A 13840-nucleotide genomic window follows, 5' to 3' on the forward strand; every position below is an offset into this window, starting at 1 on the left:
ACGCTGAGACCAAAAATGCTGCCTTTCTCTCTGCGACCTCTGCGGTCCTCTGCGCACTCTGCGTCCGTATTCAGCCGCACGCGAACGACCGCTACTTGCCGCGAGCAGTGCCCCTATTGATTGGACCTACCGGAAAGGAAAACCCCGCCTGGGCTGCTTGCTCAGGCGGGGTTTTATCGTGGTCGCAAGAACGCTCAAGCCAGGTTGCGCAGCTCTCGCAGGGCGACGGACAGCATGGCCAGGTCCACACCCTTGGCTTCGCTGAGCTCGGCCAGCAGGCGTTGAGCGCGTTCCAGCGCGGCCTGGTTGCTTTGCTCCCAGGCGCTCAGCTTTTGCTCACCGGCATGGCTCAGCACATCGTGGGCGATCTGGCGTTGCAGGCCGGCCAGGTCGTCGCCGAGCGCAGCCTTGGCTTGCGTCTGCCAGTAGCTGTCGGTCGGGAGGGCGTCGATCTGCTGGCGCAGGCGGGCCAGGCCCAGGCGTTCGCCCAGGCTGGCATGCACATCGGCCACTTCGCCCAGGGGCTGCTGGGTGGCGTCGGCAATCTCGGCAATGTCCAGGGCGGCGAACAAGGCCTCGGCCGTGATCACGGCTTGCGCCAACTCGCTCGGCACACCGGCGGCCACCCAGGCTTCGGCACGCGGCGACTGCAGGGCCTGGGCTTGCACCCGGGCACGCAAGGCATCCACGGCCGGTGTGAAGCGCTGGAACACCTGCTCCATGGGCTCGGCCAGGCGGCGTGAGCGCAGGAACCAGGTGGTGGCATGGCTGCCCAAGCGGCCCAGTTCGTTGATCAGCTCCGCCTGCACCGCATCGGGCACCTTGTTGTCCAGGGCCTCGATCTGCAGCCACAGGGGCACGAAGCCGAAGACTTCTCGGGTGGCAAGGTAGGCGCGCACGATTTGCGCGGGCTTGGCGCCGGTCGATTCGCTCAGGCGGTGCACAAAAGTCGCACCCACGCGGTTGAGCATGCTGTTCAGCACATGGGTGACGATGATCTCGCGCTTGAGCGGGTGGCGCGGAATCAGGGCCGCGAACTTCTCGCGCAGCAGGGGCGGGAAGTAGCGCGCCAGGGCGCTGCCGATCCAGGCGTCCTCGGGCAGGTCCGAACTCATCAGCTGATCGGACAGCCACATCTTGCTGTAGGCCAGAAGGACGGCCATTTCCGGGCTGGTGAGACCGATGCCGCGGGCCTTGCGTTCCTTGATCTCGTCGTCGGTGGGCAGGAACTCGATGGCGCGGTTGAGCTGACCATTGCGTTCCAGATAGCGGATGAAGCGCGTCTGAGAGTCGATCAGGCTGACGCCCTGACGGCCGGCGATGGACAGCGCTTGCGTCTGGAAGTAGTTGTCGCGCAGCACCAATGCGGCGACATCGTCGGTCATCTGCGGCAGCAGGGCATTGCGCTGCTTGGCCGTCATCTCGCCGTCGCCGGTGGCCAGTCCCAGCAAGATCTTGATGTTGACCTCATGGTCCGAGGTGTCCACGCCGGCCGAGTTGTCGATCGCATCGGTGTTGATGCGCACACCGTGCAGCGCCGCCTCGACCCGGCCGCGCTGGGTGCAGCCCAGATTGCCACCTTCGGCCACCACCTTGCAGCGCAAGTCGGCGCCGTTGATGCGCAAGGCATCGTTGGCGCGGTCGCCGACATCGGCATGGCTCTCGCCGCTGCTCTTGATGTAGGTGCCGATGCCGCCGTTGTAGAGCAGGTCCACGGGCGCCTTGAGGATGGCGCTGAGCAGTTCGGTGGGCGCCAGGCGCTCGGCCTCGATGCCCAGCACGGCGCGCGCCTGCGGCGAGATCGGGATCGACTTTTCCGAGCGGGCCCAGACACCGCCGCCGTCCGAGATCAGGCTGGCGTCGTAGTCGGCCCAGCTGGAGCGCGGCAGCTTGAACAGGCGGTCGCGCTCGGCAAAGCTCTTGGCCGCATCGGGATTGGGGTCGATGAAGACATGGCGGTGGTCAAAGGCGGCCACCAGGCGGATGTGCGGCGACAGCAGCATGCCGTTGCCGAACACATCGCCCGACATATCGCCCACGCCGACCACGGTGAACTCCTGGCTCTGAGTGTCCAGGCCCATTTCGCGGAAATGGCGCTTGACAGATTCCCAGGCGCCGCGGGCGGTGATGCCCATGGCCTTGTGGTCATAGCCGATCGAGCCGCCCGAGGCAAAGGCGTCGCCCAGCCAGTGGCCGTATTCGGCGCTGACCGCGTTGGCGTAGTCGGAGAAGGTGGCCGTGCCCTTGTCGGCGGCGACCACGAGGTAAGGGTCGTCCTCATCTATGCGCAGCACTTGCGGTGGTGGCACGACCTGACCCCCAGCGTAGTTGTCGGTCAAGTCCAGCAGGGCGCGCAGATAGTCCTGGTAGCAGGCCACGCCTTCCTTCATGAAGGCCTCGCGGTCGCTGGCCGGCGGCGCCTTCTTCAGCACAAAGCCGCCCTTGCTGCCCACCGGCACGATGACGGTGTTCTTGACCATCTGCGCCTTCACCAGGCCCAGCACCTCGGTGCGGAAGTCGTCCGGCCGGTCAGACCAGCGCAGGCCGCCCCGGGCGACTTTGCCGCCGCGCAGGTGGATGCCTTCGAAGCGCGGCGAGTAGGCAAAGATCTCGTACAGCGGCCGCGGCTCGGGCAGGCCCGGCACCTTGGCCGAGTCGAGCTTGAAGCTGACGAAGCTGCGGCGTGCGCCCGGTGCACCCGAGTGGCCGACGCCGGTGCGCCAGAAATTGGTGCGCAGCGTGGCCAGGATCAGGGCCAGCAGCTGGCGCAGCACGCGGTCTTCCTGCAGATTGGAGACCTTCTCGAGCGCCTTCTCGATGCCGTTGACCTGTGCCGTCGCGCCAGCGGCGTCATGGGCCTCGGGGTCGAAGCGCAGCTTGAACAGGCCCACCAGCATGCGGGCGATGCGCGGGTGCGCGGCCAGGGTGGCCTCGATGCTGGCCTGCGAGAGCGCAAAGCCGATCTGGCGCAGGTATTTGGCATAGGCGCGCAGCACCACGATTTCGTCGCTGGCCAGGCCGGCGCGCAGCACCAGGCGGTTGAAGTCGTCGTTCTCGACCTCGCCGCGGAAGACCCGGGCGAAGGTGTCCTCAAACAGCTTGGACAGGGCCTCGGGGTCGATCTCGTCGGACACCGCAGCCTGCAGCTGGAAGTCGTGCAGGGACACGCTGTCGGCGCCGTCGCCGGCGTCGGCGGACGCGGCGTCAGCGATGCGGTGGTTGTGCTCGCCCAGCACGCGCACGCCCATGTGTTCCAGCATGGGCAGGCTGTCGGACAGCACCACGGCGCCGCCGCGGCGGTAGACCTTGAAGCCCAGGCTGCCGGCCTCGCCACCCAGCGGGCGGTAGAGGGCCAGGGCCAGCGGGTTGTCGCCATTCAGGCCGGCGATCTTCAGCACATCGGGCACGGCGGCGCGGGCGCTGACGCGCTCGCGGTAGCCGGCCGGGAAACCGGCGCCCCAGCGCTTGAAGAGCTCCAGGCCGCGCGCCTCGCCTTCGGCGTCGATCAGGGCGTCGCGCAGATCGTCGTCCCAGCGGCGGGCCGCGGCGGTCAGCTTGGCCTCGATGTCACGGCGCTCGTACAAGGGCACCTGGCCGGGTGTGGTGCGCACGGTGAAGTGGATGCGGGCCAGCACGGCGTCGCTGAGCTGCACATCGAACTCGGCGCTGGTGCCGCTGAAGACCTGCATCAGGATGCGCTGGAACTTGATGCGCATGTCCGTGGAATAGGCCTCGCGCGGCACATAGACCAGGCAGCTGAAGAAGCGCTCGAAGGGGTCGCGGCAAACGAACAGGCGCAGACGCTGGCGTTCGCCCAAGGCGAGGATGCCCAGGGCGGTTTCGTAGAGCTCGTCGTCGGAGATCTGGTAGAGGTCGTCGCGCGGGTAGGTCTCCAGGATGTGCTGCAAGGCTTTGGCCAGATGGCCACCCGGCGGCAGGCCGGCGCGCGTGGTGATGGCGCCGACACGGCTGCGCAGGATGGGCGTTTCCGACACCCGTGCGCTGTAGGCGGTGGAGGTGAAGAGTCCGATGAAGCGGTGCTCGCCGATCACCTCGCCGGCGGCGTTGTAGCGCTTGACGCCGACGTAATCGGTGTAGCCGGCGCGGTGCACGGTGGAGCGGGTGTTGGCCTTGGTGACCATGACGGTCGGCTCGGGCGCGCGCGCCATGGCGCGGGCATTGGCCGGCAGCAGCGAGAAGCTGCTGGAGAGCTTTTCCTCGGCGGTCTCGCGCAGCAGGCCCAGGCCGCTGCCGGGCTGCAGGCTCAGCGCTTCCTTGCCTTCATCGAAGACCAGGTCGTGGCAGCGGTAGCCGAGAAGGGTCATGTGGTCGTCGGCCAGCCAGTCCAGGAAGGCCACGCTTTCCTGAATATGGGCGGCGCGCAGGCTGGCCGGCGCCGCGCGCACTTCGTCGATGACCTGGCGCAGGCGCGCCACCATGGGCTTCCAGTCTTCCACGGCGGTGCGCACATCGGCCAGCACACGCTCGAGGCCGGCCACCAGTTCCTGGCGCTGCTGCACGTCGATGATGCGGTCCACCTCGATATGCATCCAGGACTCACGGGCTCCGCCGGTCTCGCCCTCGCGGCGCGGACCGATGGCCTTGAGCTGGCCCTGGCTGTCGCGCTCGACGGCAAAGATGGGGTGGATGATCAGGTGCAGGGTCAGGCCTTGCCGGTTGATCTCCATGGTCGTGGTGTCGACCAGAAACGGCATGTCGTCATTGACGATGTCGATGACCGAATGGCGCGAGGCCCAGCCATGTTCGGCGACCGAGGGGCTCTGCACCCGCACCAGGGTCTGGCCGGGCAGGCGCTTGGCGCCGAACTGCAGATGCGAAAGCAGGGCGCCGAGCAGGTCCTCGGGCGTGCGGGCCAGCAGGTCTTCGGGGTCGAGGCGGGCGAAATACTCGCGGCCGAAACTCTCGATCAAGCCCTTTTGCTCGGCGGCCAGCGGGCGGCTGGCGGCCAGGGCCAGCACGGTGTCGATGCGTTCGCTTTGCAGCGCTTCTTGGGGGTCGGTCATTGCTCTTGTCTCCTTGGAAGGATGCTTGTGTGTCCAGTGTGCCTGGGCATTGCGACAGCCATTTAACCAGCAAGCGAGGCTTCTCGGTTTGAGAAGACGCAGGGTCAGGCCTTGCCGGCTCAGACGGACTTCAGGGTTTTCGGCGTCTCGCTGGAAAACTGCAGCCCAGCCAGCCAGTCGCTGACCTTGCGCTCCAGCAGCTCCAGGGGCAGGGCGCCGCTGTCCAGCAGCATGTCGTGGAAGGCGCGCAGATCGAAGCGTTCGCCCAGCGCCCGCTCGGCCCGGGCGCGCAGGGCCAGCATGTGCAGCTGGCCGATCTTGTAGGACAGGGCCTGGCCGGGCCAGCCGATGTAGCGGTCCACCTCGTTGACGATGTCCAGCTCGCTCTTGGGCGCATGGTGGCGGAAGTAGTCGATGGCCTGCTCGCGGCTCCAGCCCATGGCATGCAGGCCGGTGTCCAGCACCAGGCGCACAGCGCGCCACATGTCGTAGCTGAGCTGGCCGAAGCGCGAATACGGGTCTTGGTAGAGCCCCAGCTCATAGCCCAGGCGCTCGCTGTACAGCGCCCAGCCTTCCAGGTAGGCGTTGTAGCCGGCAAAGCGGCGGAACTTGGGCAGCTCGCCCAGCTCCTGAGCCAGGGCCAGCTGCAGGTGATGGCCGGGCATGGCCTCGTGGCTGGTCAGCACCTCGATCTCAAACTTGGGCCGCATCTCCGGCCGGTAGAGGTTCACGTAGTAGTAACCGGCGCGGCGGCCGTCATCGGACGGGGCGCTGTAGTAGGCCGCCGTGGTGTTGGGCGCGCTGCTCATGGGAATCGGCCTCACACCGTAAGGCATGCGCGGCAGCTTGCCGAAGAGCTTGGGCAGTTCGGGCTCGATTTTTTTGGCCGCCATCACATAGGCGCAGAAGAGTTCGTCTTCGCTCTGGCAGTAGTGGCGCGGGTCGCTGCGCAGCTGCTCGAAGAACTCGGGCTGGCTGCCCTCGAAACCCAGCTCGTCCATCACCGCCTGCATCTCGGCCTGGATGCGCCCCACTTCGGCCAGGCCGATGGCGTGGATGTCCTCGGCACTCAGCGTGGTGCTGGTGTGGAAGGCGATGCGGTTGGCGTAGTAGGCCTCGCCGTCCGGGCTGTCCCAGATGCCCACGCTCTCGCGGCAGGCGGGCAGGTAGAGCTCGGCAAACAGGCTGCGAAAGCGCTGGTAAGCCGGCAGCACGGACTCGGCGATCACCTGGCGCGCTTCGGCCTGCAGGGCCTCGGCCTCCTCGGGCGCGATGCGCGCCGGCAGCTGGCGGAAAGCGCTGAAAAACGGGCTCAGCTCGGGCTCGTTGACGCACTGGCAGTCCAGCTGGGGCAGCACGCGTTCCATCAGCAGGCGCGGCTGGGTGCGGCCGCTGGCCGCGGCGCGTTCCAGCAGCTCGCCGTACTGCTGCAGATAGGCCGGCAGGCCACGCAGGCGCTGCAGCCAGACCTCGAAGTCGGCCGCCGTGTCCAGCGGCATCAGCTCGGCCACTTCGTTGAGGGCCTGCGGCCCTTCGCGGGCGGAGATCGCCCAGGCGAGTGGCTGGAAGGGAAGGACATCGAGCCGGGCGCGCAGTTCATGGCGGAACAGCTGGGCGTTGAGCCGTTCGCTGTCGGGCAGACCGGCCGCCTCGATGGCATCGAGCTCGGCCAGGGCCGCGCGGTTGTCGGCCTCGCTGCGCGCCTGCGCCTCCTCGGACAAATCGGGCCAGAGCGCGTTGTAGCGTGGGTCGCCGATATAGCTGGCCTGCAGCGGGTTCTCGGCCAGCTCGCGTTCCCAGCAGCGCTCGAACAGGGCATGCAGGCGTTCTTGCAAGAGGGCGGAGTTGCTGGGCGTGTTGGACATGACGGGGCGGGCATGGCGTTGCGATGCGTCATCGTATGCCAGGCCCGCGCTGCGCCTGGCTTGCAGAACTTTGCAAAGCAGACAAAGAGCCGGGGCCGTCCCGGCCTGATGATGGGCGCCTGAACCCGGCTGGTCGCAGGAGTGCTTTGCAGATGATCACGAGACGAACTGGATTGAGCGGCGGCCTGATGGCGCTGAGTGGACTGGGCGGACTTCTAGGCGGGCAGGGGCCAGCCCTTGCTCAGCCCCAGAGGCCTGCTGCCGACCCCATGAGCGCAGAAGAGCGCGCCTGGCATGCCTTGTCGCGCCTGAGCTATGGGCCGCGTTCGGCCGAGCTGCAGGACCTTCAGCGTCTGGGCCCCCAGGCCTGGCTGGAGCAGTTTCTGGCCAAGCAGCTGCGTGGCAGCGCCGGGGGTCAGGTCTTGCCTGAGGCCGTGCAGACCCGGCTCCAGGGGCTGGAAACACTGGGGCTGAGCCAGGCGCAGCTCTTGGATCGCTACCAAGAGGCACGGCGACTGGCTCGCTTGCAAGCTGCGGCTTCGGCCAGCAGTGCGCCCTCAGCCGAGCAAGCTTCCCGCCGCGAGTTGGTCCGCCCCATCCTGGCGCAGGCGGCCGAGCAACGCCTGCTGCGCGCCCTGCACAGCTCGGCCCAGCTGGAAGAGCAGTTGCTGGAGTTCTGGTTCAACCACTTCAATGTCTTCGCCGGCAAGGGCCCGGTGGCGGCCCTGGTCGGCAGCTATGAGCGCGAGGCGATACGCCCGCATCTCTGGGGCCGCTTCCGCCAGATGCTGGGGGCCACGGCCAAGCACCCGGCCATGCTGTTCTACCTGGACAACGCTCAGAGCGTCGCGCCGGGCTTCCGCCCGCCCGCTCGTCTGGGTGACGAACAAGTGGCGCGGCCGCGCGGGCTCAATGAAAACTATGCCCGCGAGCTGATGGAGTTGCACACCCTGGGCGTGGACGGCGGCTACAGCCAGACAGACGTCACCGAGCTGGCGCGCATGCTGACTGGCTGGACGGTCGATGTGCGTGGGCCGCAAGGGCGAGGCACGGGCGAGCTGTTCGAGTTCGCCGCACGCCGCCATGACACCGGCCCCAAACAGTGGTTGGGCCGGCCGGTCACGGCGCGCGGCCAGGCCGAGGGCGAATGGGCGCTCGATGTGCTGGCCAGCCATCCGGCCACCGCCCGCCATCTGAGCCGCAAGCTGGCCCAGGCCTTTGTCGCCGACGAGCCGCCCGAAGCCTTGGTCGCCGAGCTCAGTGCCAAGTTCCTGAGCAGCGGCGGCGATCTGCGGGCCTGGGTGCAGACCTTGCTGAGCAGCGAGCATTTCTGGCAGCGCGAGCATCTGCACAGCAAGTTCAAGACCCCCTATCAGTTCCTGCTCTCGACCCTGCGCGTGCTCGACGCGCAGCCGCAGGATGTGCAGCCCCTGCTTGGCGCGCTGGCCCAGGCCGGCATGCCGCTTTACGGCGCGGCCACGCCGGACGGCTACAAGAATGTCGCCTCGGCCTGGTTGAATCCGGAGGCCCTGTCCCAGCGCATCCAGTGGCTGAGCCGCTTGAACGAACGCACGGCCGGCGTGGACCGTTCAGCGCGGCGCGGCCCGGTTTTGCTGCGCAGCCTGGGCCCCTGGCTTGGTGAAGCCACACGCACCGTGGTCGCGGCCGAGCCGGCCGAGATGCAGCTGGCCCTCTTGCTGGGCAGCCCGGACTTCATGCGCCGCTGAACGCGCCTTTTGATTCACTCGCCATCTTCAGGAGTTGCTGTCCATGACCATGTCCATGCTTTCACGTCGTCGCTGGGTCTTGAATCACGGTCTGGCCGGTCTGGCCCTGGGCTTGCCCGCCTGGGCCCAAGCCGGGCCGGGGCAGGGGCCGGTGCAGGGCAGTGCCGCGCCGCGCCGCAAACTGGTCGTGATCCTGCTGCGCGGCGCGGTGGACGGGCTGAGCGTGCTGGCGCCCTGGGGCGACCCCGCCTATGCCGTGGCGCGGCCCAGTCTGGCCTTGGCCAAGCCCGGCGCGGAAGGCGGTGCGCTGCGTCTGGATTCGCTGTTCGGTCTGCATCCGGCCCTGGCGCGCCTGATGCCGCTCTGGACGCAGGGCAGCCTGAGCTTTGTGCACGCCAGTGGCTCACCCGACCCGACACGCTCGCATTTCGATGCGCAGGACTATCTCGAGGCCGGCACGCCCGGCCGCAAGAGCACGCCGGACGGCTGGATGAACCGCCTGATCGCCCAACTGCCCGGCAGCGCCGGCCCAACGCGGGCGCTGAATATGGGCACCACGCCGCCGCGCATCCTGGCCGGGCCGGCGGCCGTGGCCACACTGGGCCTGGGCCCGCGCGCGCTTGAGCGCAAAGCCATTGATCAGCCGGCTCTGCAAGCCGGTCTGGCCAAGCTCTATGCCGGTGACCCGAGCTTGGCGCGCACCTTTCAGAACACCACCGAGGGGCGCAGCCAGATGCAGCGCAGCCTGGCGAGCGATAGCGAGCCTGCCATGGCGGCCTCGGCTTCGGCCATGACATCGCCCGCGCCCAGTGCCGAGAGCGCCGACCGCGGTGCCGCTTCGGCCCGCAGCTTCGCCGCCGATGCCCGGCGCCTGGGTCAGCTGGTCGGCCGCGACCCGCAGACCCAGCTGGCCTTCACCTCGGTCGGCGGCTGGGACACCCATGTCAACCAGGGCGCCGCCCAGGGCCAATTGGCCAACAAGCTGGCCAGCCTGGCCGAGGGCCTGGAGGCGCTGGCCCAAGGCCTGGGCGAGAGCTGGCGCGACACCGTGGTCGTGGTGCTCAGCGAATTCGGCCGCACCGTGCGGGAGAACGGCACCGGCGGCACCGACCACGGCCGCGGCAACGTTATGTGGCTGCTGGGCGGTGCTGTGGCGGGGGGACAGGTGCTGGGCGAATGGCCGGGCTTGGAGACGGCGGCGCTGGCCGAGGGCCGCGATCTGGCGGTGAGCACCGATTTCCGCGCCGTGCTGGCGCCCGTGCTGCAGCGCCATCTCGGTGTGTCGGACGCCGGCCTGGCGCAGGTGTTTCCGAACTGGGCTGCGACGGAGAGCGGCAAGCCGCTGGCCTTGCTGAGGGCCTGATCCGCTGAGGGGCTAAGGCCCGCCGCACACTCAAGGTCTCAAGGCCTGGACGACCCGGTTGCGCCCCAGGCTCTTGGCCTCGTACATGGCCCGGTCAGCGGCCTTGAAGAGATCGGCGATGCGGCTGTCGGCCTGCGGCACCCGGCTGGCACAGCCGATGCTGACCGTCACCCATGGCCCGGCAGAAGACGCCGGGTGGGGCAGTTGGCGGGCCAGCAGCGCTGTGCGCAAGGCCTCGCCCCAGCGGACCGCCAGTGCGGCATCGCCGGGCAGGATCACGGCGAATTCCTCGCCGCCATAGCGCGCGGCCAGGGTGCCTGTGGGTGCATCGGCCTGTCCGGCCTGCGCCTGCAGCAGCTGCCCCAGCTCCTGCAGGCAGTGGTCGCAGGCCTGGTGCCCCAGGCTGTCGTTGTATTGCTTGAAATGGTCGACATCGAGCAGCAGCAAGCTCAGAGGCGTCTGCCTCTGCGTCGCCTGCCGCCACGCCAGCTCCAGACAGCTGTCGAAATGCCGGCGGTTGGCCAGATGGGTCAGGGCATCGACTTCGGCGAGGCGGCGCAAGCTCTGTTCTGAGCGCTTGTACTGGCTGATGTCGTGGCACAGCGCGATCTGCAAATCGGGCTGGCCGGGCAGGGGGCTCAGATTCAACTCGATGTGCAGGCAGTCCCCGCCACGCTTGAGTGCCTGCAGTTCCTGTCGACCCGCCTGCAAGCGCAGGCCCTGCTCCTCCTGCTGCTGTTGGCGCAGCAGCTGGTGCAGGGACTGACCGCACAGCTGGCCGGGCCCGTAGCCGAAGAGATGCTCGGCGGCCGGATTGGCCTTGTGGATCAGCATGTGCCCATCGATCAGCAGCAGGCCCTCGGCCATGTGGTTGACGATGGCGCGCATGCGTTCGGCCTGCTGGCGCTGGATCTGCAGATGCTTGCGCAGCTGCAGCTGGGCGTCGATGCGGGCCAGCGCTTCCTCGACGCGCACGGGCTTGTTGATGTAGTCGGCCGCGCCCAGGCTGAAGCCTTCCACCACATCGCAGCTGTCGGTGCGGGCGCTGACAAAGATGAGGGGGATGTCGCGGCTGTGTGCTGCTGCCTTGAATCGGCGGCAGGTCTCGAAGCCGTCCATCTCGGGCATGCAGACATCGAGCAGGATCAGGTCCAGCGGCACCTGGGCGGCAATGTCCAAGGCGCCCTGGCCCGAGGTGGCTGCAAAAATCTGGTGGCCCCTGGGCTTGAGCAGGGTGCGCAGCACGCCGATATTGGCCGGCGTGTCGTCGACGATCAGCAGGGAGCAGCCCTGCGGCTGGCGCGCGCAGTGACCGAAGAGCTCGGACTCACCCAGCGCCGCTGCGCCATGATCGGGCAGGGCGCTCATGCGGGCAGCTCGGCAGCCTGGACGGACTGCAACTCACGCTGCAGGCTGGCCATATCGTATTGACGCAGGCCAGCCAGCAGGCGTTCGCCCAGAGCCTGCTCGGCCGGGCTGGCCTGCAGCAGGCATTCGATGCCTCGCTCCAGTTCGCTGATCCAGCCGGTCTGCACAGCGGCTTGCAGCTGGGCCAGCAAGGCTGCAGAGACCGAGACAGGCGCCAGCTCTTGCTTTTGCTGACTGTCGCTGGCCGTGACGCCGCTGGCGAACAGCGGCCCCAGATGTCGGCGCAGCAGCTGGTGGACGGTCTCGAACAGAAAGGGCTTGCCGATGAAATCGTCGAAACCGGCGCCCATGAAAGTCTCGCGCTCATGGCTCAGTGCCGAGGCCGTCAGCGCCACGACCACCGGCTGTGGCCGCGGCAGCTCGCTGCGCAGGCGCTTGAGGGTGGCCATGCCGTCCAGCACCGGCATGCGGATGTCCAGGAACACGATGTCGAAGCGCTGGGCCTGCAGCAGCTGCAGAGCTTGCAGCCCGTTCTCGGCCTGCCGGACCTGGGCGCCCAGTCCCTGCAACATGCGCGTCAGCACATCCCGGTTGGCTTCGATGTCGTCGACCACCAGCACGCTCAGGGCCCGCCCTTCGCTGAGACTGAGCAGGGCACCGAAGCCGCTGTCCTGCAGCAGGCTGCTGCCATCGCTGCGGGCCAGCTGCAGGCAGAAGCTGAAGCGCGAGCCCTGGCCTTCGCGGGACTGCAGCTGCAGGCGGCCGCCCATCAACTCGACCTGGCGCGAGGAAATCGCGAGACCCAGGCCGGTGCCGCCGCGCTGCTCGCCGGCCTCGGCCTGGTGAAAGGGTGCGAACACCAGCGCCTGTTGGGCTTCGGGAATGCCCAGGCCGGTGTCGCTGACCTCGAACTCCAGGCGCAGGCTGGGCGTGTCGGGCGCCGCGTCGCCCAGCACCCGAATGCGCAGCAGCACTTCGCCGCAGTCGGTGAACTTGACGGCATTGCTGAGCAGATTGAGCAAGACCTGGCGCAGCTTGCCGGCGTCGCCGCGCAGCACGCAAGGCGTGGGCAGCTGCAGTTCGCAGCGCCAGCCGATGCCGCGCTGAGCGCAGCGCAGGGCGAACAGATCACCCATCTCGCTGGCCAGTGTGCCCAGGTCCATCTCGACCGAATCGAGACTCATGCCGCCAGCTTCGATCTTGGACAGATCGAGGATGTCATTGATGAGGGTCAGCAGATGGGCGCCGGCTTTCTCGATCGGCGCGACGATGCTGCGCAAGCTCTGGGGCAGCTGAGGATCTCGGCTCAGCAACTGGGCGTAGCCGAGCACCGCATTCAAGGGCGTGCGGATCTCATGCGACATATTGGCCAGGAAGATGGACTTGGCATGGTTGGCCGCCTCGGCCACCTGCTTGGCCTCTTCCAGCTCGTTGGTGCGACGTTGCACGCGCAGTTCCAGATCGTGGTTGAGCTCCAGGATCTGCTGGCGCGCCAGGCGGGCTTCGGTGACGTCGGTGGCCACGGCGACGCTGTGGGTGTGGTGGCCAAATTCATCCAGAAATGGCACGACCGTGGTCTCGGCCCAGCGCTGGGAGCCGTCGGGCTGCACATGGCTGAGTTCGCCTTGCCAGACCCGGCCTTCGGCCAGGCATTGGCCCAGACTCAGGCCGGCGCGACCCACGGTGGCGGCGCGCTCCAGGAGGGGGGCATGCAGGCTGTTGAGCAAGGACTCGGCCGATGCGCAGGCGAGGCGGCAGAACTTGTCGTTGACGGCGCGCAGGCGACCGTCCCGCTCGGTGACGGCGACGATGGCATGTTCGTTGAGCGCCAGCTCCAGGTTCTGCACCGTCTTCAGCGAGGCGCGCAGGGCGGCTTGCTGCTCGGCCATGGCGTGCAGATTGTCATAGGCGCGCAAGGCGCAGACCACGGTGGAGAACAGCTTGGGCCCAGTCAGCTCGGCCTTGTTCTTGTAGTCGTCGATGTCGTAGTCGACGATCACCTGCTGCTGCGGCGCCAGGCCAGGCTGGCCGGTGCGCAGCACGATGCGGGCGAGGTGGTTGTTCAGGTCCTCGCGGATGATGCGTACCAGGCGCAGGCCGGCGTCATCGGTTTCCATGACCACATCGAGCAGGACCAGGGCGATGTCCGGCGTGCTGGCCAGAATTGCGCAGGCCTCGGCGGCGCTGTGGGCGCTGAGAAACTGGAAGGGTCGCCCGCGAAAGCGCAGCAGGCCCAAGGCGAGCAAGGTGGCCTGATGGATGCCGTCATCGTCATCGACGATCAGGATCCGCCAAGGGGGCAGGGCTGGCGCATGTAGACACGGTGCAGGGTTCTTGCCGGCCTCTGTTGTCACGAACAGATCGTCGTCGGCGAAGGTTTGCAGCTCATCGCCCTGCTGGCCCGCCTCGGCGGGTCGTTCGCTCGCGTCCGATGCTGCGCTTGAAAGTCGCGTCATGTCCATGCACTCCCTGTGCTGTTGCTATGTGCCGCCT

At 68.0% G+C, this 13840-nt stretch carries 6 protein-coding genes; 2 read left to right on the plus strand and 4 right to left on the minus strand.

Translation table 11 applies throughout. From position 1 onward, the window contains the following. Positions 1 to 194: 194 nt before the first annotated feature. Both LNV28_RS19990 and LNV28_RS19995 read right to left on the minus strand, forming a co-directional pair. Positions 195 to 5024 carry an NAD-glutamate dehydrogenase gene (locus LNV28_RS19990; protein ID WP_263520820.1) on the minus strand — a complete coding sequence of 1610 codons (4830 nt, stop codon included), beginning with the start codon at positions 5022 to 5024 and terminating at the stop codon, positions 195 to 197. A 119-nt stretch (positions 5025 to 5143) separates the two neighbouring features. Continuing rightward, positions 5144 to 6889: a DUF885 domain-containing protein gene (locus LNV28_RS19995; RefSeq protein ID WP_263520821.1), complete on the minus strand. Its 1746-nt coding sequence runs from the start codon at positions 6887 to 6889 to the stop codon at positions 5144 to 5146. Positions 6890 to 7158: 269 nt separating this feature from the next. Between LNV28_RS19995 and LNV28_RS20000 the strand changes: the two genes are divergently transcribed. Beyond that, a complete protein-coding gene (locus LNV28_RS20000; protein ID WP_263520823.1) occupies positions 7159 to 8616 on the plus strand; it encodes a DUF1800 domain-containing protein in 1458 nt (485 codons plus the stop codon). 55 nt (positions 8617 to 8671) lie between these two features. Further along, positions 8672 to 9979, plus strand: a complete 1308-nt coding sequence (locus tag LNV28_RS20005; protein ID WP_263520824.1) for a DUF1501 domain-containing protein — start codon at positions 8672 to 8674, stop codon at positions 9977 to 9979. Between the two features lie 30 nt (positions 9980 to 10009). Here LNV28_RS20005 and LNV28_RS20010 read toward each other — a convergent pair whose 3' ends face one another. Further along, positions 10010 to 11347, minus strand: a complete 1338-nt coding sequence (locus LNV28_RS20010) for a diguanylate cyclase domain-containing protein (RefSeq protein ID WP_263569035.1) — start codon at positions 11345 to 11347, stop codon at positions 10010 to 10012. Then, complete coding sequence (locus tag LNV28_RS20015) at positions 11344 to 13803, minus strand: response regulator (protein ID WP_263520828.1); 2460 nt, start codon at positions 13801 to 13803, stop codon at positions 11344 to 11346. The genes LNV28_RS20010 and LNV28_RS20015 overlap by 4 nt, the downstream gene beginning before the upstream one ends. Between the last annotated feature and the right edge of the window lie 37 nt (positions 13804 to 13840).

This window comes from Paucibacter sp. DJ2R-2, assembly GCF_025717675.1.
Lineage (GTDB): Bacteria > Pseudomonadota > Gammaproteobacteria > Burkholderiales > Burkholderiaceae_C > Paucibacter_A.